The organism is Streptomyces sp. NPDC048257 (assembly GCF_043201855.1).
GTDB lineage: Bacteria > Actinomycetota > Actinomycetes > Streptomycetales > Streptomycetaceae > Streptomyces.
This window is the reverse complement of record NZ_JBICZI010000001.1, coordinates 48,652-69,460: the sequence shown is the minus strand read 5'-3', so window position 1 is coordinate 69,460 and position 20,809 is coordinate 48,652. Positions and strand designations below refer to the sequence as shown.

General features: G+C 72.4%; 18 protein-coding genes and 1 pseudogene. 12 read left to right on the top strand and 7 right to left on the bottom strand.

The features are described 5' to 3' along the window. Positions 1-172 precede the first annotated feature (172 nt). From ACGFZK_RS00325 to ACGFZK_RS00305, 5 genes are read left to right on the top strand one after another with little or no spacing between them, the layout of a single operon-like run. A complete protein-coding gene (locus ACGFZK_RS00325; RefSeq protein WP_393846580.1) occupies positions 173-1,348 on the top strand; it encodes an ABC transporter substrate-binding protein in 1,176 nt (391 codons plus the stop codon). Between the two features lies 1 nt (position 1,349). Beyond that, positions 1,350-2,228, top strand: coding sequence for a branched-chain amino acid ABC transporter permease (locus tag ACGFZK_RS00320; RefSeq protein WP_393846579.1), 879 nt, complete (start codon positions 1,350-1,352; stop codon positions 2,226-2,228). After that, the gene (locus ACGFZK_RS00315; RefSeq protein WP_393846578.1) at positions 2,225-3,211 is read left to right on the top strand and encodes a branched-chain amino acid ABC transporter permease; all 987 of its coding nucleotides are present in this window, start codon (positions 2,225-2,227) and stop codon (positions 3,209-3,211) included. The genes ACGFZK_RS00320 and ACGFZK_RS00315 overlap by 4 nt, the downstream gene beginning before the upstream one ends. After that, positions 3,208-3,969, top strand: coding sequence for an ABC transporter ATP-binding protein (locus ACGFZK_RS00310; protein WP_393846577.1), 762 nt, complete (start codon positions 3,208-3,210; stop codon positions 3,967-3,969). Before ACGFZK_RS00315 ends, ACGFZK_RS00310 begins: the two co-directional genes overlap by 4 nt. Next, complete coding sequence (locus tag ACGFZK_RS00305) at positions 3,966-4,676, top strand: ABC transporter ATP-binding protein (protein WP_393846576.1); 711 nt, start codon at positions 3,966-3,968, stop codon at positions 4,674-4,676. Before ACGFZK_RS00310 ends, ACGFZK_RS00305 begins: the two co-directional genes overlap by 4 nt. A gap of 13 nt (positions 4,677-4,689) precedes the next feature. Here the strand turns inward: ACGFZK_RS00305 and ACGFZK_RS00300 are convergent, their stop codons facing one another. Continuing rightward, complete coding sequence (locus ACGFZK_RS00300) at positions 4,690-5,580, bottom strand: hypothetical protein (protein WP_393846575.1); 891 nt, start codon at positions 5,578-5,580, stop codon at positions 4,690-4,692. Positions 5,581-5,606: 26 nt separating this feature from the next. Next, positions 5,607-5,816, bottom strand: a pseudogene (locus tag ACGFZK_RS00295) (hypothetical protein); the annotation flags it as partial. A gap of 158 nt (positions 5,817-5,974) precedes the next feature. Between ACGFZK_RS00295 and ACGFZK_RS00290 the strand changes: the two are divergent. Both ACGFZK_RS00290 and ACGFZK_RS00285 read left to right on the top strand, forming a co-directional pair. Then, complete coding sequence (locus tag ACGFZK_RS00290; RefSeq protein ID WP_393846574.1) at positions 5,975-6,400, top strand: secondary thiamine-phosphate synthase enzyme YjbQ; 426 nt, start codon at positions 5,975-5,977, stop codon at positions 6,398-6,400. Between the two features lie 126 nt (positions 6,401-6,526). Continuing rightward, on the top strand, positions 6,527-6,916 hold the full coding sequence (locus ACGFZK_RS00285) for a hypothetical protein (protein ID WP_393846573.1): 390 nt from the start codon (positions 6,527-6,529) through the stop codon (positions 6,914-6,916). A gap of 49 nt (positions 6,917-6,965) precedes the next feature. Here the strand turns inward: ACGFZK_RS00285 and ACGFZK_RS00280 are convergent, their stop codons facing one another. Together ACGFZK_RS00280 and ACGFZK_RS00275 are read right to left on the bottom strand one after the other, a co-directional pair. Further along, positions 6,966-7,514 carry a GNAT family N-acetyltransferase gene (locus tag ACGFZK_RS00280; RefSeq protein WP_393846572.1) on the bottom strand — a complete coding sequence of 183 codons (549 nt, stop codon included), beginning with the start codon at positions 7,512-7,514 and terminating at the stop codon, positions 6,966-6,968. Positions 7,515-7,677: 163 nt separating this feature from the next. Continuing rightward, entirely contained in the window at positions 7,678-8,283 is a 606-nt protein-coding gene (locus ACGFZK_RS00275; RefSeq protein ID WP_393846571.1) for a hypothetical protein, read from the bottom strand. A 377-nt stretch (positions 8,284-8,660) separates the two neighbouring features. Between ACGFZK_RS00275 and ACGFZK_RS00270 the strand changes: the two genes are divergently transcribed. After that, complete coding sequence (locus ACGFZK_RS00270; RefSeq protein WP_393846570.1) at positions 8,661-9,002, top strand: hypothetical protein; 342 nt, start codon at positions 8,661-8,663, stop codon at positions 9,000-9,002. Positions 9,003-9,102: 100 nt separating this feature from the next. On the opposite strand, the gene katG is transcribed toward ACGFZK_RS00270, so the two are convergent. Beyond that, complete coding sequence (gene katG / locus ACGFZK_RS00265; protein WP_393846569.1) at positions 9,103-11,334, bottom strand: catalase/peroxidase HPI; 2,232 nt, start codon at positions 11,332-11,334, stop codon at positions 9,103-9,105. Between the two features lie 420 nt (positions 11,335-11,754). On the opposite strand from katG, the gene ACGFZK_RS00260 reads away from it, so the two are divergent. The 3 genes from ACGFZK_RS00260 to ACGFZK_RS00250 all read left to right on the top strand — a co-directional run bounded on the left by ACGFZK_RS00260 (position 11,755) and on the right by ACGFZK_RS00250 (position 17,821). Then, positions 11,755-12,165: a Fur family transcriptional regulator gene (locus ACGFZK_RS00260; RefSeq protein ID WP_393846568.1), complete on the top strand. Its 411-nt coding sequence runs from the start codon at positions 11,755-11,757 to the stop codon at positions 12,163-12,165. A 228-nt stretch (positions 12,166-12,393) separates the two neighbouring features. Beyond that, positions 12,394-16,305, top strand: coding sequence for a Pls/PosA family non-ribosomal peptide synthetase (locus ACGFZK_RS00255; protein WP_393846567.1), 3,912 nt, complete (start codon positions 12,394-12,396; stop codon positions 16,303-16,305). 94 nt (positions 16,306-16,399) lie between these two features. After that, positions 16,400-17,821 carry a M1 family metallopeptidase gene (locus tag ACGFZK_RS00250; protein WP_393846566.1) on the top strand — a complete coding sequence of 474 codons (1,422 nt, stop codon included), beginning with the start codon at positions 16,400-16,402 and terminating at the stop codon, positions 17,819-17,821. Positions 17,822-17,919: 98 nt separating this feature from the next. Here ACGFZK_RS00250 and ACGFZK_RS00245 read toward each other — a convergent pair whose 3' ends face one another. Together ACGFZK_RS00245 and ACGFZK_RS00240 are read right to left on the bottom strand one after the other, a co-directional pair. Then, the gene (locus ACGFZK_RS00245; protein WP_393846565.1) at positions 17,920-19,755 is read right to left on the bottom strand and encodes a protein kinase; all 1,836 of its coding nucleotides are present in this window, start codon (positions 19,753-19,755) and stop codon (positions 17,920-17,922) included. Between the two features lie 337 nt (positions 19,756-20,092). Then, a complete protein-coding gene (locus ACGFZK_RS00240) occupies positions 20,093-20,440 on the bottom strand; it encodes a hypothetical protein (protein ID WP_393846564.1) in 348 nt (115 codons plus the stop codon). 77 nt (positions 20,441-20,517) lie between these two features. On the opposite strand from ACGFZK_RS00240, the gene ACGFZK_RS00235 reads away from it, so the two are divergent. After that, complete coding sequence (locus ACGFZK_RS00235; protein ID WP_393846563.1) at positions 20,518-20,781, top strand: hypothetical protein; 264 nt, start codon at positions 20,518-20,520, stop codon at positions 20,779-20,781. The last annotated feature ends 28 nt before the right edge of the window (positions 20,782-20,809 follow it).

The window sequence follows — 20,809 nt, the reverse complement described above, 5'->3', positions numbered from 1 at the left end:
ATTGACGATGGTTAGTGCTACGGCATACACGATGCGCCGGTCAAGAGACCGGGCGACACTCCGGCGAGTATCTTGCGAACTATTGACGAGCGTCGTAATTCCACGATAGACACGTGTCACTTCAGGAGCACCATCCGGTCCGCAAGGCCGGTCGACAACGTACGGAGTCGCCATGGCAGGTCGGTTTCGCCCCCTGGTTCTGATCACCGTCACCACAGGCCTCGTGCTGGCCACGGGATGCGGCGGTGCGAGCCTCGGCACCGGTGACGACAGCAAGCAGAGCGGGCCCGTGAAGATCGGGCTCCTCGTCCCGCAGTCCGGGACCTACAAGGCCCTCGGCGACGACATGAAGCAGGGCTTCGAGCTCTACGTCCAGCAGCACGGGGGCCGGCTCGGCGGCCGCGAGGTGCAGATCGTGATCGCCGACGAGGGGGAGACGGCCGACTCGGGCAAGGCCGCGGCCGAGAAGCTGGTCAAGCAGGACCGGGTACTGGCGGTCAGCGGGGTGGTCAGCTCGGCCACCGTCAACGGCGTCAAGGACCTGTCCGAGACCAGCCGGATCCCGCTCGTCGGCTCGAACGCCTCGCCGACCACCCTGACCGGAACCAAATACATCTGGCGCACCTCGTACGTCAACGACGAGCCGGGCAAGGCGCTCGGCAAGCACGTCGCCGAGCGGGCCGGGGGCCCGGTCTTCCTCATCGCCGCGGGCTACCAGGCGGGCAAGGACGAGATCGAGGGCTTCAAGTCCACCTTCCTGCCCGCCGGCGGGCAGATCGCGGGGGAGGAGGTCTACACGCCGTTCCCGGCCACCAAGAACTTCCAGCCCTACCTCGCGCAGATCGAGAACTCCGGTGCGAAGGCGGTCTTCTGCTTCTACGCCGGCGGCGCGGCCGTCGACTTCGTGAAGCAGTACCGCGACTTCGGACTGGCGGGCAAGATCCCGCTCTACGCACCCGGCTTCCTCACCGAGGGCGGCGTACTGAAGGGGCAGGGCGACGCGGCGGACGGCATCCTCACCGCCCTCAACTACAGCGCGGACCTGGACAACGCCGCCAACCGGCACTTCGCACCCGCCTACCGGGCCGCCCACGGCACGGACCCGACCACCTACGCGATGGCGTCATGGGACGCGGCGCAGGTCCTCGACAAGGCGATCAAGGCGGCCGGCGGCACCGTGAACTCGGAAACGGTCAACGCAGCCATCTCCACGGTGGGGGACATCGACAGCCCGCGGGGCACCTGGCGGTTCAACAGCGGCGGCACGCCGATCCAGCCCTGGTACCTCCGCGAGGTCAAGCAGGGGGCCAACACCGTCGCCGGTGACCTCGGCAGACTGGGCGGCTGACATGACCGGATGGCTGGACGGCAACCTCGTCAGCGTCGTCGACGGGATCGCGTTCGGGCTGTTGCTGTTCACGATCGCGGTCGGCCTCTCCCTGGTCTTCGGCATGATGGACGTCCTCAACCTCGCACACGGCACGCTCTACCTCGCCGGGGCCTACACCGCCTACGCACTCTCCGACGGAACCCTCCCGGGCCTGCTCCTCGCCCTCACGGCCGGCGCGCTGGTGGGAGCCCTCGGGGGAGCGGCGCTCACGCTGCTCACCCAGCCGCTGGCCCGCCGCGGGCACCTGGACCAGGCCGTGCTCACCCTCGGCATCACCTTCATCGTCGCCGACCTCCTCGCGGCCGCCTTCGGCGGCGAGGTACTGCCCACCGACCCGCCGACATCGCTGCGCGGGACGGTGGACCTGCTCGGCCACACCTATCCGGTCTACCGGCTGGTGTTCATCGCGGTGGCCGCCGCCCTCGCGATCCTCGTCCACCTCGTCTTCGAGCGCAGCTCGCTCGGAGCCCTCGTACGGGCCACGGTCGCGGACCGGGACATGGTCCGCGCCCAGGGCGTAGACGTCCGCAAGGTGCTCTACGGAGTCTTCGCCTTCGGCGCCGCCCTGGCAGCCGTCGGCGGGGTTCTCGGCGCGCCGATCCTGGGCCCCGGGCCGGGCGTCGACGAAAGCGTGCTCGTCCTCTCGCTCGTCGTCGTGGTCATCGGCGGGCTCGGATCCGTGCGCGGCGCCCTCGCCGGGGCACTGCTCATCGGCCAGGTCCAGACGCTCGGGGTGGCCCTGCTCCCGCAGTACGCGCCCTTCCTCCTCTTCGGCACCATGCTGGTGGTGCTCGTGGTCCGCCCGCACGGCCTGGTCCCGTCGGCGGTGCGCACATGAGCACGTTCCCCGCGCCCCGAGCCTCCCGCACCTCCCGCACGGTGGGCGCCGCCGTTCTCCTCGGTCTCACCCTGGCGCCCTTCCTGCTCGGCTCGTACGCCATCGCCACCCTGTCGCGGATCCTGGTGTTCGCCCTGCTCGCACTGAGCGTGAACCTCCTGACCGGGCTGACCGGACTGCCGACCCTCGGCCAGTCCGCCTACTTCGGCGTCGGCGCCTACACCGCGGCGATCGTCGCGACGAGGCTCACCGACATCGGGCCCCTCCAACTCCTCATCGCCGCAGGCGTCTCCGCCCTGGTGGCCGTGCCCACCGGGTGGCTCGCCGTCCGGGCCCGCGGCGTGGTGTTCCTGATGCTGACGCTGGCCATCGGCGAGATCGTCTACAGCGCCGCCGTCAACTGGAAGTCGCTGACCAACGGCACCGACGGGGTATCGGGCGTCCCGCCCGTCGTGCCGCTGCCCGGCATGCCCGCGCTGGAGCTCGACGGGCTGGTCTACTTCTACGTACTGGCCGTGTTCCTGCTGCTCTTCGCCGCCGTCACCCGCCTGGGCTCCACCCCCTTCGCCCTCGCCCTGCGCGGCATCCGCGACAACGAGCCCCGCATGCAGGCGATCGGCTACCCCACCCGGCGGTACGCCCTGACCGTCTACTGCGCCGCCGCGGCACTGGCCGGGGCCGCCGGCTCGATGTGGGTCTCGGTGCAGCGGTTCGTCTCGCCCGGTGATGCCGGATTCGAGATCGCCGCCCTCGCACTGCTGGCCGTCGTCATCGGCGGCTCGGGCTCGATCTCGATGTGGGGGACCTGCGCCGCTGCCGCGGTCATCTGGCTGACCCGCGACTACCTCGGAAACCTCGAAGCCGTCGCCGGACGCGGGCCGCTGCTGCTCGGGCTGCTCTTCGTCATCGCCGTCTACACCCTGCCCCGCGGACTGGCCGGCGTACGGCTCCCGCACCAGCCGAGCCGGAAGAGGACGGCGTGAGCGATCTCGACCTACTGGAACTGCGCCGGGTGTCCAAGCACTTCGGGTCCTTCACCGCCGTCGACGAGGTGTCCCTCACCGTGCGGGCCGGCGCGCGACACGCGATCATCGGCCCCAACGGAGCAGGAAAGTCCACCCTGTTCGGCCTCATCTCGGGAACCCTGCCCACCAGCACCGGAACCATCGCCCTCGACGGGCGGGACGTCACCCGGCTGCCCGTCCACCGCCGGGTCGGACTCGGAACGGCCGCGACCTTCCAGCATTCCAGCCTCTTCATGCGGGAGACCGTGCTGGAGAACGTCCTGCTCGCCGCACTGCTCCGGACGGGGACCGGGCTCGGCGGCTGGCGGAAGGTGAGCGCCAGGGCGGCGGCCATCGACCAGGCACGCGCACTGCTGGAACGGGTCGGCCTGCCCGACCGGCACGACCTCGCCGTGGCCGCCCTCTCACACGGCGAACGGCGGCAACTGGAGGTCGCCGTGGCGCTGGCCACCGAACCCCGGCTGCTGCTCCTCGACGAGCCGGCCGCCGGCATGTCCCCGGCGGAGACGGAGCGGCTCACGGAGCTGATCGCCGCCCTGCCCGACGACGTGACCGTGCTCCTCATCGAACACGACCTCGACATGGTCTTCGAGCTCGCCGACACCGTCACCGTCCTGCACCTCGGCCGGCACCTCACCACCGGCACACCGGATGACGTGCGGGCCTCCGCCGAGGTCCAGCAGGCCTACCTGGGCACCACGGAGGTCACCTCGTGAAGCCGTTCCTCCACATCCAGGGCCTGCGCTCCGGCTACGCCGGAGGCGTGGTCCTCGGCGGCGTCGACCTCGAGGTCGAAGCGGGCGGGATCGTCGCCGTCCTCGGGCGCAACGGGGTCGGGAAGACCACCCTCATCTCCACCGTCATGGGCTTCGTCCGGCCGGACGAAGGCAGCGTCACCCTCGACGGCCGGGAGCTCGCCGGCGCCCGCGTCGACGTGATCGCCCGGGCCGGAGTGGGCGTCGTACCCCAGGGGCGCCGGGTGTTCGCGCCGCTCACCGTGGCGGAGCACCTGGCGATCGCCGCACGGCGCCGCCCCACGCGGGGGCCGTGGACGCGGGCGCGGATCCTCGACCTGCTGCCGAAGCTCGGGGAGCGGCTCGGGCACCGCGGAGACGAACTCTCCGGCGGGGAGCAGCAGATGCTCGCGATCGCCCGGGCCCTGCTGGGCAATCCGCGCCTGCTGCTGCTCGACGAGCCGTCGGACGGCCTCGCACCCGCGATCGTCTCCCAGGTGGGGGAGGTGATCCGGGAGGTGAGCGCGCAGGGCATGACGGTCGTCCTGGTGGAGCAGAACCTGGGGCTCGCCCTCTCGGTCGCCGAGCACGTGGCCGTCATGCAGAAGGGGCGGATCGTGCATCGGGCCGCCGGCGCGGAATTCGCCTCCCGCCCCGACGACCGCCGGCGTCTGCTGGGCGTCGACTGACGACCCGACGCGCTCATCCGGCGCAGGTGCCGTCCAGCGCCAGGGCGAGGTGGCGGGCGGTGTCGCGGGTACGGCGCGGTACGCGGCGGCCGTGCTCGACGAGGCGAGCGGCGTGCCCCATGGTCCGCAGCGCCCGTACGGACCCGACGGCGGGCACGGCGTCCATCAGCGTGGACATGACCGTGTCGGCCTCGCGCCAGTCACCCGCCCGGGCCTGCACCCGGGCGAGTTCCGCCGCGAACAGCACGCGATAGGCGGGGCCACCGTCACCGTCGGCGTGCGCGGCACCGTGGAGGAGGGCGGCGGCAGAGTCCAGGTCGCCGAGCGCGGCCCGCGCCAGGCCGTGGTGACCGTCCAGTTCGTGCCGGTCGAACCACCAGGCCCAGGCCGGGTCCCGGTCCGTGGGCGGGTCGGCGAGCAGTTCGGCGGCGGTCCGCAGGGCCCGTCCGGCTCGCGGTGCGTTCCCCATACGGGCCCGGGCGCGGCCCGCACGCACGTGGAAGATGGCGGCGACGCGGCCGGGAAGCCCCTCGCGGGCCAGTACGGAGGAGGCGATCCGCAACGAGCTCCCGGGCCGACCCAGATGTTCCTCCTGCATCGCCAACACCGCCAGGATCAGCGGCTCCACGGCGGCGCCCGGTCCGCCCCCTCCGCCAGCTCCGCCCGCTCCGCTTCCTCGGGCCAGTTCCAGGGCCCGGAGGTGGAGCCGCCGCGACACGCCGTGCCGTTCGGCATCGAAGGCGATCCACGCGGCGACCTGGAACAGCTCGGCGAGCGCGGCCCGCCCCGCGTCGTCCCCCGGCGCCGGCCGGCTCCAGCCGGCCGTACGCACCGCCTCCAGCGCCGGGCCCACCGCCCACCGCGCCCCGGACGCCACATCGAGCGCGACGAGCTCCTCCGCCAAGGCCCTCACCTCGGCCACCGACAGCCTCACAGGCCGTTCTCCGCCTGCTCGGCGGCATCGGTATCGGCATCGGCGTCGGCATGGGCATCGGGCAGGAACAGCGTGGCGAGGGCCCCGCCGTCCGGGGCGTTGGAGAACTCCAGCTCCGCACCGATCCCCCGGGCCTGCCCAAGGGCGATCGTCAACCCCAGGCCGTGCCCGCGCCCCCGCTCGGCCGCGCCCGTACGCAAGCGCTGCTGGTGGGCCGCCTCGGTCACTTCGGTCACGAATCCCCCCCGGAGCGTGAACGGGGACGGATCGCGCCCCCTGTGATCATCGTAGGCGGGCCGACCGGGTCGCCCGACACCGGCCGTGGATGCAGGTGTTCGGGGGCCGAGGGGGCCAGGATGGAGCCATGGCCGACATCTTTGCCTCACGCACCATCGACGTCACCACGGGCGACCGGGAGACCGTCCACGACCTGACCGACGCCTGCGCCTCGTTCCTCCGGGAGGTGGCGCGGGGCCGGAGCGGACTGCTCAACATCTTCACGCCGCACGCGACCGCGGGGCTCGCCGTCATCGAGACGGGAGCGGGCAGCGACGAGGACCTCCTGAAGGCCCTGGAGTCACTCCTGCCGGCCGATGACCGCTGGCGGCACCGGCACGGTTCTCCCGGTCACGGGCGGGACCACGTCCTGCCCGCGATCGTGCCGCCCCACGCGACGCTGCCCGTGATCGACGGATTGCTGGAGCTCGGAACCTGGCAGTCCGTCACCCTCGTGGACACCAACCGGGACAACCCGCGCCGTCAGGTCCGCCTGTCCTTCTTCGGCTGCTGACCCGCGCCGCGGGCCACAGGGGTGAACACGTATCAATCATGACAGGTCAGAGGCGGTTTTCGTAGGACCAAGGGCACAGCGAATTGCCCTTGTTCCGACCCCTGTGCGGCTTTCAGAATCACCGTCATGACTCACACAGCGCACGCCCATCACGACGCGGTACTCCGAGCCCGAGTAGCCCTCCTGGGATCACAGACCCTGCCGGCCCGGCAGGAGGTCGCCGCCTACCGCGTGCTCGCCCAGGTGAGCCCTCTGGCCTATCTGCCGCTGCTGACCGTCGCGTTGTACGAATACAGCCGCCAGGACTTCGCCCACCTGCCCGAGACCGCGCTGGCCCTACGGGCCGAGGCCGTGGGCGCCGCACGCCGCATGTACTGCCTGGAGCCGACCAGGGGGCCCCTCCTCCTCACCGCGCTGGACCGCTACCGGGAGCAGCTGGTGCTGTCGGAGCCGGTCCAGGAGGAACTCGACGCCCTGGACCGGGAGATGGCGGCCTGCGCGATCGGCTGCCGGTGATCCCGCCATCGGCCGTCGTGACCGGATGATCTGAAGGAAGGGGCCGAGCTCAACCGGACGGTGTGCCCGGGGACCACACGCCGAACCACTGCTCGGCCCCGTACTCCTCGAACCGTTCCACCTCGGTGAACCCCAGTTTCGCCGCGAGGCGCATCGCGCGGTCGTTGGCGGTCTGGGTGCACAGGACCACCGGCTCGTCGGGAAGCGCGTCGGTGAACCAGCCGAGTGCCGCTGCGCACGCCTCGGCGGCGTACCCGTATCCCCACGCCTGCGGCAGGAACATGTACCCGAGCTCGGCCGCTTCGGCATCCGGACGGACCTGCCCCGGACGCGCGGCGTCGCGCCGGTCGAGCGTGATCATGCCGATCATCGCTCCGTCGACGTCGACCACGAAAAGGCCGGGGCGCCGCCCCGGCACCTCGGGCATCGCGCGTTCGAGCTCATCCCGCGGCCGAGCTCCACCGACGTAGGTGCCCACCTCCGGCGATGCGAACAGCTCGATGAACGCCGAACGGTCCCGTGCCCCGGAGTGGCGGAGCACGAGCCGTTCGGTCCTTATCGGGACAGGGGGCCAGGCAGCAGGTTCGGCGTCAGTCATGGCAGGCAACATAATGCAGGGGTTCCTGCACCGGATGGCAGAAGCAGCCTGGTTACAGCGGGCCGGAACCGGCACTTCGGCATTTCGGCACTTCGGGACTTCGGCACTTCGGGACTTCGGTGAGGCTGCCGAAGAGCCGGCGCCACGGAGCCGTCCAACCTCCTCAGATGCGCTGCGCGGTCAGCCTCTTTCCGTCTGCCCCAAGGACCAGAACGTTCCTGGCGGTACCGTCCCGGCCACGGTCACCGACCCACCACTGGACGAAACTGTGGGCAAGTGCTTCAGATCCAGGCTTTCCGGACCCTGCCGGGTAGTCCGTACTCAACTCAACGTCGTAGTCGCGTTCGGTCAGTTGGACCGTGACCAGCATGCGGGCGTGGTCGACTTCCTGCGCCTCACCCTTGCCGCGGGCCCAGGCACGGAACCGCTCCAGCATTTCTGCATTCGTGGTCCGTTTGGTCACGGGACCGGTGGGCAACTGCTCAGGGGCGTTGGCGACGCCGCTCAGACAGCCCTGCACCCAGGAGCCACGATCCATCTCGGCGGCGCTGCCGGCCTGCAGGGCTCGGCGCGTACAGCCGCCCCATACGGTCTCGCGCACGGCCGCCCCCTTGCCCGAGGAGTCGTAGACGGCCTTGCCCGCGGCGTATCCGGCACGGTAGGCGGCAATGTACCCGGGTGCGGAAGAAGAACGGGACTCGGGTGCAGAGCCGTCGAAAGGCTGACCTGTGCCGCAACCGGCCAAGCCGGCCAACGCGGCGACAGTCATACCGAGTACACGGCCCGAGCGATGATTCATTACTCCCCCTGGGTGCGGACTGTTACCCAATGAGACGGCATCCCGGGCCCATTGGTCACATCGGTCGAACACGGCTTCGCCCAGTTCAAGAACGGGCGGGCCCTCGCAGAACTCCGCCCGACCCCGTCCCGTACTCCGGGTGTGTGTCTGCCCGTGGTCCGAGTGCCAGGTCGGCACGTTCGGTGCGAGAGCGGGCGGACCGGCGCTCGCGGGTCGGGCCGACCGGCGGGAACCCTGCGGCCGTGGCCCTCTGCCGTTGCCGGGCGATGGTCCGGGAGCCTCCGGAAGACGTGCCCGTGCTGCCCGTTAGGGTTGCGGTCCGGATCGTCCTTCTCCAGGAGTCAATCGTGGCGCGCTCGCTCGACGGTCTCGTTTTCGTCCCCGTCGCCGACCAGGCGCCCGGCCAGGTCGGTCGGCAGACCCGGTTCGAGTACCACGAGCAGGACGGCCGGGTCTGGGCCGAATACCGGGGCGGGGACGTGGTCAGGGGCTACCTGGTCGGCACCCGGGCCGGCCGCACCATTGACTTCCGCTACGTCCAGCTCCGCCTCGACGGTACGACCGCGTCGGGGCATTGCACCTCGCTGCTGACGGAGCTGCCCGACGGTCGCCTGCGTCTGGAGGAGACGTGGACGTGGGAGTCCCAGGAGGGCAAGGGCACCAGCGTCGTAGAGCAGCTGCCCGCCTGAACGGGCGCGGCTCCTTCAGGAGGTCACCGGGGCAGATGTCCCGTGGGCTTGGTCCGGGCCGGCCGGAGGGGGGCCGGCCGGCCCGGAGGTCAGCCGTGGATCAGGCGAGGTCGAACCGGTCGAGGTTCATCACCTTGTCCCACGCCGCCACGAAGTCCTTCACGAACTTCGCCTTCGCGTCGTCGCTCGCGTAGACCTCCGCGAGCGCGCGCAGCTCCGAGTTGGACCCGAAGACGAGGTCGGCACGGGTGCCGGTCCACTTGACCCGGCCCGTGGCGCCGTCGCGTCCCTCGAACGCGTTCGCGTCCTCGGAGGTCGCCGTCCACGTCGTGCCCAGGTCGAGCAGGTTGACGAAGAAGTCGTTGGTGAGGGACCCGGGCGTCGAGGTGAAGGCGCCGAGCGGCGACTGCTGGTAGTTCGCGCCCAGCACGCGCAGGCCACCGACCAGGACCGTCATCTCCGGGGCGCTCAGCGTCAGCAGGTTCGCCCGGTCGAGCAGCAGGTACTCGGCCGGCAGCCGGCTGCCCTTCCCGAGGTAGTTGCGGAACCCGTCGGCGACCGGCTCCAGCGCGGCGAACGACTCCACGTCCGTCTGCTCCTGAGTCGCGTCCGCGCGGCCCGGGGTGAAGGGGACCTGGACGGCGAAGCCGGCGTCCTCGGCGGCCTGTTCGACGGCGGCGGCACCGGCGAGCACGATCAGGTCCGCGAGCGAGATCCGCTTGTCGCCGCTCTGGGCGGAGTTGAAGGACTCCTGGATCCCGGTGAGGGTCCGCAGCACCACGGCCAGCTGGTCGGGTTCGTTGACCTCCCACCCGCTCTGCGGCTGGAGGCGGATGCGCGCGCCGTTGGCGCCCCCGCGCTTGTCGCTGCCGCGGAAGGACGAGGCCGAGGCCCACGCGACGGAGACGAGCTGGGACACCGACAGGTCCGTCTCGAGGACCTGCCGCTTGAGCGCGGCGACGTCGGCCGCGTCGACGATCCCGTGCGTCACCTCGGGCAGCGGGTCCTGCCACAGCAGCGTCTCGGTCGGGACCTCGGGGCCGAGGTAGCGCACGACCGGTCCCATGTCGCGGTGGGTCAGTTTGAACCACGCGCGGGCGAAGGCGTCGGCGAACTCGGCGGGGTTCTCGAGGAAGCGCCGCGAGATCCGCTCGTAGGCCGGGTCGATCCGCAGGGAGAGGTCGGTCGTCAGCATCGTCGGGGCGTGGCTCTTGGACGCGTCGTGGGCGTCGGGCACGGTACCCGCGCCGGCGCCTTCCTTCGGCCGCCACTGGTGCGCTCCGGCGGGGCTCTTGAACAGCTCCCACTCGTAGCCGAAGAGGATCTCGAAGAAGCTGTTGTCCCAGGTGATGGGGGTGTTGGTCCAGATGCCCTCCAGACCACTGGTGATCGCGTCGCCCCCCTTGCCGGTCCCGAAGGAACTGCTCCAGCCCAGGCCCTGCGCCTCGATCGGGGCGGCCTCGGGGTCGGCGCCGACGCTCTCCGCCGGGCCCGCGCCGTGGGTCTTGCCGAAGGTGTGGCCGCCCGCGATCAGGGCCACCGTCTCCTCGTCGTTCATCGCCATCCGGCGGAACGTCTCACGTATGTCGCGCGCCGCGGCGATCGGGTCGGGGTTGCCGTTCGGGCCCTCGGGGTTGACGTAGATGAGCCCCATCTGTACCGCGCCGAGGGGGTTCTCCAGCTCGCGGTCGCCGGTGTAGCGCTCGTCGTCGAGCCAGGTGGTCTCGGGGCCCCAGTAGACGTCCTCGTCGGGCTCCCAGACGTCCGGACGGCCGCCGGCGAAGCCGAAGGTCTCGAAGCCCATCGACTCCAGGGCCACGTTGCCGGTGAGGATCATGAGGTCGGCCCACGAGAGGCTCTGGCCGTACTTCTTCTTGACCGGCCACAGCAGGCGGCGGGCCTTGTCGAGGTTGCCGTTGTCCGGCCAGCTGTTGAGGGGGGCGAAGCGCTGCTGGCCGGCTCCGGCGCCGCCGCGGCCGTCGCTGATCCGGTAGGTGCCGGCGCTGTGCCAGGCCATCCGGATCATGAACGGGCCGTAGTGACCGAAGTCGGCGGGCCACCAGTCCTGCGAGGTGGTCAGCACCTCCGCGATGTCCCGCTTCACCGCGGGGAGATCGAGCGTCTTGAACGCCGCGGCGTAGTCGAACTCCTCGCCCAGCGGGTTGGCCACGGCGGGGTTCTTGGCCAGGATCTTCAGGTTGAGCCGTTCAGGCCACCACTGGCGATTTCCGCCGCCCTGGGTCGGGTGCGGAGCACGCTCGTGGGCGACGGGACAGCCGCCCCCACCCTCCGACTTGGCATCTGTGACGATTGCATCGTGGTTCTCAGACATGGGAATCCTTCCGTACCAGGCGGATCACGGTGTTCAGGAACTGAAATGCGGCTGCATGAGATGGAACAACCGGGGCGCAGGGCCCCGCGTGCACGGCTCGGCTCGTCGATCGCCTCGACGCCGAGGGGTCACCGTCCCGGACGGTCACGAGCAGAAGGACACCGGCGGCCGGTCCCGGCGCGTCGGCGCGGGCAGCCCCTCGGAGGTGATCCGTCACGTCTCTGTCACGTCTCTGTCACGTCTCCGTCACGTCTCCGGCACCTGCCGCTCGGGAGTCTTCCTGTCTCTTGGCTGTCTACGAAACCGATCCTACGATGGACGCAATCCAAGTCAAGAAGAACACCAGGCCCATATTCGGTCGGATCCCGGATGTCCTCGATATGCTTCCGGACACCCCGTCGAACTGGAGAGGTGGCCGATATGAGTGACCTGCTGGAGCGTTTGCGTGGGCGTGGCTGGCGGATGACGTCCCAGCGGCGGGTGGTCGCGGAGGTTCTCGACGGCGACCACGTGCACCTCACGGCGGACGAGGTGCACGCCCGCGCGGCGCAGCGCCTGCCGGAGATCTCCCGGGCCACCGTCTACAACGCCCTGGGCGAGCTGGTTGCCCTCGGCGAGGTCGCGGAGGTCACCACCGACGGCCGGGCGAAGCGATACGACCCCAACGCGCACCTCCCGCACCAGCACTTGGTGTGCTCCGCCTGCGGCCTCATCCGCGACGTCCACCCGACCGGCAGCCCGCTGGCCGGCCTCCCCGCGGACGAGCGCTTCGGCTTCACGGTGTCCGGAGTCGAGGTCACCTACCGCGGACTGTGCCCGGACTGCGCGTAGGCGTCTCTTCCGGAGCTTGCCGGGCCCGGCCGGCAAGATCCGAAAGAGACGCCTAGCGGTCGGTGTGCCGCCCTACCGTCTCTTCCCGGCCACGCGCAAGGCTTCAACAAGAAAAACCTTGATGCCGCACTAGACTGGTGGGTTGTTTGGCGCTGGGCCGGAACAACCTGGGCAGACCCGGGCTCCGCCGGCGACCCGGACCGTGCCGGGAACGAGACGTGAGGGCCGATGGCAGTCACACCTGAGCGCAGTGAACTCACTCTGCTCGACGACGGGGAGACGCCGGAGGAGGCCGGCAAATCCGCCCGCTTCACCGCAGGGCCCGCCGCCCCCACCCGCACCCTCGTCGACATCTTCGAGGCCACCGTACGGACGTACCCCGACGAGCTCGCCCTCGACGACGGAACCACCCGCCTGACCTACCGGGCCCTGGCCACCGAGGTCGAGCGCCGGCGGCGGTCCCTCGCGGCCGCCGGAGTGGGGCTTGGCGACCGGGTCGGCGTACGCGTGCCGTCCGGGACCAACGAGCTGTACGTGGCCGTCCTCGCCGTGCTCGCCGCGGGCGCCGCCTACGTACCCGTCGACGCCGAGGACCCGGACGAGCGCGCCGACCTGGTCTTCGGCGAGGCCGGGGTCCGGGCGGTCCTCGGCGGCGGACAGCGCATCCAGGCGGGCCGCCCCGCGGACCCCGGCGCCCGCGCCGCCGCCTCGCGGCCCGGCCCCGAGCACGACGCGTGGATCATCTTCACCTCCGGCTCCACCGGCAAGCCCAAGGGCGTCGCCGTCAGCCACCGCAGCGCCGCCGCCTTCGTCGACGCCGAGGCCGCGCTGTTCCTCGCCGACGAGCCGATCGGCCCCGGCGACCGCGTCATGGCCGGACTGTCCGTCGCCTTCGACGCCTCCTGCGAGGAGATGTGGCTGGCCTGGCGCTACGGCGCCTGCCTCGTGCCCGTACCCCGCTCCCAGGTGCGCAGCGGGGCCGACCTCGGCCCCTGGCTCGTGGAGCAGGAGATCACCGTGGTCTCCACCGTGCCGACCCTGGCCGCGCTCTGGGAGCCCGAGGCGCTCAACGAGGTCCGCCTGCTGATCTTCGGTGGCGAGGCCTGCCCGCCCGAGCTGACCCAGCGCCTGGTCACCGAAGGCCGCGAGGTCTGGAACACGTACGGCCCCACCGAGGCCACCGTCGTCGCCTGCGCCGCGCTCCTGACCGGTGAGGAGCCGATCCGGATCGGCCTCCCGCTGAACGGCTGGGAACTGGCCGTCGTCGACGAGTCCGGCGAGCCGGTGCCCATGGGCGGCAGCGGCCAGCTCGTGATCGGCGGCGTCGGTCTGGCCCGCTACCTCGACCCCGGCAAGGACGCCGAGAAGTACGCCCCGCTCGAAACCCTCGGCTGGCAGCGCGCCTACCGCAGCGGCGACCTCGTACGCGCCGAACCGGAGGGCCTGGTCTTCCTCGGCCGCGCCGACGAGCAGATCAAGCTCGGCGGCCGCCGCATCGAGCTCGGGGAGGTCGACGCCGCACTGCAGGCCCTGCCCGGCGTCGCGGGCGCGGCCGCCGCCGTACGCACCGCACGCAGCGGCAACCAGCTGCTCGTCGGCTACCTCGTCACCCAGGACGGCTGGGACCACGCGGCGGCGGTCACCCGGCTGCGCGCCGAGCTCCCCGCCGCCCTCGTACCGCTGCTCGCCCCCGTCGACGAGCTGCCCACCCGCACCTCCGGCAAGGTCGACCGGAACGCGCTGCCCTGGCCGCTGCCCGACCTGGAGACCGCCGGCCCCGCCGAACAGCTCTACGGGACCGAGGCATGGCTCGCCGAGCAGTGGAGCGAGACCCTCGGCGTGACCGTCTCCGGCGCCGGCGACGACTTCTTCGCGATCGGCGGCAGCAGCCTCGCCGCCGCCCAGCTCACCACCCGGCTGCGCACCCGCTACCCCAGCGCGGCCGTCCTCGACATCTACCAGCAGCCCACCCTGCGCAAGCTGGCCCGGCACCTGGAGAAATCCGCCCAGGACGACGGCGCGGCCCGCACCGTCGCACCGGTTGCGCTGCGCTCCCAGGTGGCCCAGTCGCTCCTGCTGCTCCCGCTGTTCACCCTGGTGGGCCTGCGCTGGACGGTCGCCCTGCTGGCCCTCGGCAACGTGTTGCACCTGTTCGGCCCCTACCCGTGGGCGCCGACCGCCTCCTGGTGGCTCGTCGCCGCCGGTGTGGCGCTGCTCTTCAGCCCGCCGGGCCGCCTCGCGATCGCGGCCGGCGGCGCCCGCCTCCTGCTGCGCGGGGTGAAGGCCGGCCGCTACCCGCGCGGCGGAAGCGTCCACCTGCGCCTGTGGACGGCCGAGCGGCTCGCCGAATGCGTCGGCGCCACCTCCCTCACCGGCTCCTGGCTGGAGCGCTACGGGCGGGCCCTCGGCGCCAAGATCGGCCCCGAGGTGGACCTGCACTCCCTGCCCCCGGTCACCGGCATGCTGAAACTCGGCCGCGGCTGCGCCGTCGAGTCCGAGGTGGACCTCTGCGGCCACTGGCTGGACGGGGACCGCCTCGAGATCGGACCGGTCAAGGTCGGCGCGGGCGCGGTCGTCGGCACCCGCAGCATCCTCTTCCCCGGCGCACGCGTCGGAAAGCGCGCCGAGGTGGCCCCCGGCTCCGCCGTGGTCGGCCAGATCCCGACCGGCCAGCGCTGGGCCGGAGCCCCCGCAGGCAAGCTCGGCAAGGCCAAGCACAACTGGCCCAAGGAGCGCCCGCCCCGCGGGCTCCCCTGGCGGGCCGCGTACGGGGCGGCCGGCTTCGGCCTCACGGCGCTGCCCGTGCTCGCCACCCTGCCCGCGCTGCTGGTGCTGAGCGCCTTCGTGCCCGCCGGGGCCGGGATCGCCGAAGCACTGCGCGGCGCGCTCCTCGCCGTGGTTCCCGGGGCGCTCGCCTTCGGGTTCGCGTACGCCGCCCTGCTGCTGGTCTCCGTACGTCTGCTCAGCCTCGGGCTGCGGACGGGAATCCAGCCGACGCACAGCAGGGTCGGCTGGCAGGCCTGGACGGTCACCCAGCTGATGGACCTGTCCCGCGGGACGCTCTTCCCGCTGTACGCCGGGCTGATCACACCGGTGTGGCTGCGGCTGCTCGGCATGAAGATCGGCCGGGGCGCCGAGGTGTCCACCGTCCTCGCGCTGCCGAGCCTGACCACCGTCGGCGAGGGCGCCTTCCTCGCCGACGACACCCTGACCGCCCCCTACGAGCTGGGCGGCGGCTGGATGCGGATCGGGCACTCCGAGATCGGCCGCCGCGCCTTCCTCGGGAACTCCGGCATGACCGCCCCGGGCCGCACCGTGCCGGACGACGGGTTGGTCGGCGTCCTGTCCGCCACCCCGAAGAAGGCCAAGAAGGGCAGCTCCTACCTGGGGCTCCCGCCGGTCCGGCTGCCCCGCTCCACCGCGGCCGCCGACCGGAGCCGGACGTACGACCCGCCCGCGCGGCTGCTGTGGGCGCGCGGCCTCGTCGAGCTGTGCCGGCTCGTGCCGGTGTTCTGCTCGGCCGCCCTGGCCGTGCTGACCGTGGCGGCGCTCTGCGCGCTGAGCACGCGCAGCGGCCTGGGCATCTGGGGAACCGCGCTGCTCTGCGGAGCGGTCCTGCTCGCGGCCGGGCTGGCCGCCTGCGTGGTCGCGGTGACCGCCAAATGGCTGCTGGTGGGCCGGCACCGAACGGGGGAGCACCCGCTCTGGAGCGGCTTCGTCTGGCGCAACGAACTGGCCGACACCTTCGTCGAGGTACTGGCCGTACCGTGGCTGGCCGGCTCGGTGCCCGGCACGCCGGTGCTGGCCCTGTGGCTGCGGGCGCTCGGAGCCCGCATCGGCCGCGGCGTGTGGTGCGAGAGCTACTGGCTGCCCGAGACGGACCTGGTCGTGCTGGGCGACGGGGTCAGCGTGAACCGCGGCTGTGTGTTGCAGACGCACCTCTTCCACGACCGGATCTTGAGGACGGATACTGTGGTGCTCCGTGAGGGCGCCACCCTGGGCCCGGGCGGAATCGTCCTGCCCGGGAGCACGGTGGGGGCCCGCAGCACACTGGGTCCCGCATCCCTCGTGATGGCGGGCGAATCCGTCCCCGCCGACACCCGCTGGCTGGGTAACCCGATCGAGGCGTGGCGGTCCTGACCGGGCCGACCGCGCGGCGGCCGACAATGGCGGGAGCGGCGGTACCGGCACACCAGCACGTCGTACGAGCACAGCGCAGGGAGCGGAATCGGCAGTGAGCGGCCAGAGAACAGAGGCATCGGACCCGTACTTCCCGGCCAACGGAGACTCCCGTTACCGCGTGCACCGGTACGAACTCGCTCTGGACTACCGTCCCGGCCCCAACCGGCTGGCCGGGACGGCCCGCCTCAGCGCGATCGCCGGCCGGGCGCCGCTCGCCGAGTTCCACCTGAACCTGGCCGAGTTCAAAATAGGCCGCGTCCTGGTGAACGGCCGCGCGCCGCACTACGCCCACCGCGGCGGCAAGCTCCGGATCCGCCCGGCCAAGCCACTGCCCGCCGGCGCGGCCTTCACCGTGGAGGTGCACTGGGCGGGCAACCCCAAGCCCGTGCGCAGCCCCTGGGGCGGCCTCGGCTGGGAGGAACTGACCGACGGCGCGCTGGTGGCCAGCCAGCCCGTCGGCGCGCCCTCCTGGTACCCGTGCAACGACCGGCCCGCCGACAAGGCCTCGTACCAGATCTCGGTCAACACCCCGTCCGCCTACACGGTCGTGGCGGGCGGCCGGCTGCTCACGCGCACGACGAAGGCCAGCACGACCAACTGGGTCTACGAGCAGTCCGCGCCGACCTCCAGCTACCTCGTCGGCCTGTCCATCGGCATGTACCAGACGGTGCTGCTCGGCGACCCCGGACTCGGGGGCGTCCCGCAGAGCGCCCACGTGCCGGCGCACCTGCTGCCGCGGTTCTCCCGGGACTTCGCCCGGCAGCCCGCCATGATGGAGCTGTTCCAGGAACTCTTCGGGCCCTACCCCTTCGGCGAGTACGCCGTGGTCGTCGCCGACGAGGAACTGGACGTCCCCGTCGAGGCACAGGGCCTGTCCCTGTTCGGCGCCAACCACGTGGACGGCGTTCGCGGCTCGGAGCGCCTCATCGCGCACGAGCTCGCGCACCAGTGGTTCGGCAACAGCGTGACCATCGCCGACTGGCGGCACATCTGGCTGAACGAGGGCTTCGCCAAGTACGCCGAATGGCTCTGGTCGGAGCGCTCCGGCGGCCGCACCGCGCACGAGCTGGCACGGGCCGCGCACCGGATGCTGCTCTCGCATCCCCAGGACCTGCGGCTGGTCGACCCCGGGCGCAAGCTGATGTTCGACGACCGGCTGTACCAGCGCGGGGGCCTCACGGTGCACGCGGTCCGCTGCGCCCTGGGCGACGAAGCCTTCTTCCGCATGCTGCGGGACTGGGTCACGGTGCACCGCCACGGCGTGGTGTCGACCGCCGGCTTCACCGGCCACGCGGCCCGCTACGCGGCCGAGCCGCTGGACGACCTGTTCTCGGCCTGGCTGTACGAGCCGGCCCTGCCGCCGCTGCCGGTGCCGTCCGGGGCGCCCGGGCCGTCGATACCGGCGAGGCCCGGCTACCCGCCGACGAACGGCGGACCCAAGGGCGGCCGGGGCCGGGGCAAGGCCTCGGCTTAGCGGCACCGGGGCACCCGAGTACGTCCGGTGCACGGGCGCCCCTCCCCCTTGCGATGCACCGCACCGAACTGGCCCGGGCCCATCCGGCAAGACACTCCCTAGCTCTGCCGCGTCCAGCGTTGTGACGCCTCGCCGCCGCACGTCTTCGTCACCAGGCCGCCGCTCATGCCCAGGTCGAGGCAGCCGCCGCTGAAGTCGTTGCGGAGGCTGCCGCCCGACCCCGTGCGCCACAGCCGGGCGGTGTCCTGGGCGCAGTCGCCCACGAACACCGCCTGGCCGAGCATGTTGGCGTACAGGCAGCTGCCGCTCTGCTGGTTGACCAGCTTGAAGCTGCCGTCCGACTTGCCCTGTACGGTCCACCGGGCACTCGCGTCCGCGCAGTCGCCGAAGTCCGAGGACCCGAAGACCTGCGTGATGCACTTGCCGTTATTGCCGTTGCGGAAGCGGAAGGTGCCGGACGCGGGCGGCGCCGGGGCCGTGGGTGCCGTGGACGTTCCGCCGTTGGACGGGCGCGTACTGCCGGTGCCGCCCGCGTTCGCGGGGCTGCCGGAGTTCCCGGCGTTGCCCGAGCCGGGCTGCGCGCCGCCGCCCGGGCCCGTGCCGCCGCCCGCGGCCGGCGGTCCGCCCGGGCCGCCCTGTGCCGGGTCCTGCGCGGGCGGCTGCCCCGGCGACGCCGAACCCGACGGGCTGCCGCCCGCTGTCGCCGCCGCCGACGACGCGGTCGGGTCGGCCGGCGCCGTGACCGGGGCGGACGGGGTGTTCCCGGCTCCGGCCTGTGGTGTGGCGGAGGTGTACGGCAGGTGCTGGATGGCGAGTGTCGTACCCCCCGCGACCACTACGACGGGCAGGACGGCGAGCAGGACCCGGGTACGGCGGCGGCGCTCGGCCCGCTCCGGTCGGGCCGTGGCCGGGGGAGTGGGGACCGCTGGTACCACGGGCGCCACGGGCGCCACGGGCGCCACGGGCTCCGGCCCCTCCGGCTCCGGCTTGAGCGGGACCGTCGGTACGTCGACCTCCTGCACGTGTGCGGCGAAGGCGGCCCGCTCGGTCAGGCGTCCGGTGATGGCCTCCGGCCACAGCGGGGCAGCGAACGGGCCGTGCCCGGAGGCGCGTTCGAGGAGTTCGGCGGCGGTCGGACGCCCCTCGGGGTCCTTGTCGAGGCAGGCTGCGACCAGGTCGGCGAGGTCCGGCTCCAGTTCCCGGAGCGGCTCCAGGTCCGGCTCCTCGTGGACGATGCGGTACAGCACGCCGTGCCCCGACTCGTCGCCGAACGGCGGCTGACCGCACGCCGCGTACGCGAGGACGGAGCCGAGCGCGAACACATCGGTGGCGCCGCTCAACCGCCGTCTTCCCGAAGCCTGTTCGGGTGCCATGTAGGCGGGCGTACCCACGACCATCCCGGTCCGGGTCAGCTGGCTCTGCTCGGCGGCCCGGGCCACTCCGAAGTCGATGAGGGTGAGACCGTCCAGGGTCAGCATGACGTTGGACGGCTTGAGGTCCCGGTGCACCATGTCCAGCGCGTGCACCGCCGCCAGCCCGGCCGCCGCTTCCCGCAGCAGCAGCCACAGCCCGTCCGCGGGCAGCGGGCCGCCGTGCAGTGCGATGGCCTCCCGCAGGGTGAGCCCGGGGATGTAGGCCGTGGCGAACCACGGGGGACTCGCGGTGCGGTCGCTGTCGAGCAGCGGCGCGGTGGCGTCGGCGGGCAGCCGGGCGAGGTTGTCCAGCTCATGGCCGAAACGGCGCAGGAAGTCCTGGTCCTCGCCGACGACGGAGGACAGCAGTTGCTTGACGGCGACGTACCGGCCCTCGCGGATCCCGAGATACACCCGCCCCATGCCTCCGGCCCCGAGCCGGCCCGCCAGCGGGATCGACCCGATCCGGCGCGGATCCTCCGCCTCCAGCGGCTGGGCCCCGCTCCCCGTCAGCTCTAACACGTCAGCCCCGCTCGAACTAGAAACAGTTTCCAGGAATCTATCCCGATGATCCGGAGACGGCAACGCGGGTGGGAGTGCGCCGAGTTGATCCCGATTTCGCCCCGGCGCAGCCCCGCCTTGGCTACGGTGGAACCGGGATTCGGCGCGTTGCCCCTGGCGGGTGGCGCGCTGGGTGGTATGGGGGAACCGATGGCACGTTCCGGGGAGATCGGCCTGGCGGACGCGGTCGCCGCGATACGCGAGGCACTGCAGGAGGCGACGGCCAACGCGGGCCGCCACCTGCCCGACCTCACCGTGGCCCACCTGGAGCACAGCAGGCTGTTGGAGGCCCTCGCGCTCACCGGCCCATCCGCTGGACGCGGTGGGGGCGGCGGTGCCGCTGCTGGGGCGCCTGGACGGCCTGCCCGCCGGGCTCGACCCGGTAGTCACCGCGGTCCTGCTCGACCGGTACGCCGGGAAACGCTTCGAACAGGAGCGGCGGGGCGCCGCGCTGCGCGCCGCGGACATGGCGTTCCGGGTCCATCAGACGGCAGATCCGCCCACCGCCCGGGTGACCGCGCTCCTCGTGCAGCGCCGGGCCACCATCCTGAACGTGCTCCAGCGGCACGAGGAGGCGGACCAGGCCTCCTTCGCCGAGGCGATCCGGCTGCCGCGCACCGTGGTCCCGGAGGCGCCCGCCCTTCACGTCCCGGGCATTCTCGACCTCCTGGGCATCCGGATCTGGTGCCTGGCCGAACGAGGTGATCTCGGCCGGGCCGGGCCGTGTCGCTGCTCGCCGAAGCGCTGGAGATGGTGCGCGGTCCGCTACGGGACCAGTACGGCGCCCCGCGCGACGCCTGGGCCCTGCCCCTCTTCCGGATCGCCGCGGCCGGCGCCCGGCTGAGCGGCGCCGGTCGTGACCGCGAGCGCGCGGCCGGGGCCACCGCCCTGCTGAAGGGCCGCCTGGAGCGGCCGGCCCCCGGTCCCGCGCTGGCCCGCGCGATCGAGCTGCCGGCCCGGCTCGGCCCACCCGCCGGGCCCCAGTGACCGCCGCACCGGCCGTCGCGCCAGCCGC

Excerpts from the sequence above, each read along its gene's own strand:
- ACGFZK_RS00315 (WP_393846578.1), top strand. The coding sequence starts at position 2,225 with ATGAGCACGTTCCCCGCGCCCCGAGCCTCCCGCACCTCCCGCACGGTG.
- ACGFZK_RS00325 (WP_393846580.1), top strand. The coding sequence starts at position 173 with ATGGCAGGTCGGTTTCGCCCCCTGGTTCTGATCACCGTCACCACAGGC.
- ACGFZK_RS00280 (WP_393846572.1), bottom strand. The coding sequence starts at position 7,514 with ATGACTGACGCCGAACCTGCTGCCTGGCCCCCTGTCCCGATAAGGACC.
- ACGFZK_RS00290 (WP_393846574.1), top strand. The coding sequence starts at position 5,975 with ATGGCCGACATCTTTGCCTCACGCACCATCGACGTCACCACGGGCGAC.
- ACGFZK_RS00285 (WP_393846573.1), top strand. The coding sequence starts at position 6,527 with ATGACTCACACAGCGCACGCCCATCACGACGCGGTACTCCGAGCCCGA.
- ACGFZK_RS00275 (WP_393846571.1), bottom strand. The coding sequence starts at position 8,283 with ATGACTGTCGCCGCGTTGGCCGGCTTGGCCGGTTGCGGCACAGGTCAG.
- ACGFZK_RS00320 (WP_393846579.1), top strand. The coding sequence starts at position 1,350 with ATGACCGGATGGCTGGACGGCAACCTCGTCAGCGTCGTCGACGGGATC.
- ACGFZK_RS00255 (WP_393846567.1), top strand. The coding sequence starts at position 12,394 with ATGGCAGTCACACCTGAGCGCAGTGAACTCACTCTGCTCGACGACGGG.
- ACGFZK_RS00260 (WP_393846568.1), top strand. The coding sequence starts at position 11,755 with ATGAGTGACCTGCTGGAGCGTTTGCGTGGGCGTGGCTGGCGGATGACG.
- katG (WP_393846569.1), bottom strand. The coding sequence starts at position 11,334 with ATGTCTGAGAACCACGATGCAATCGTCACAGATGCCAAGTCGGAGGGT.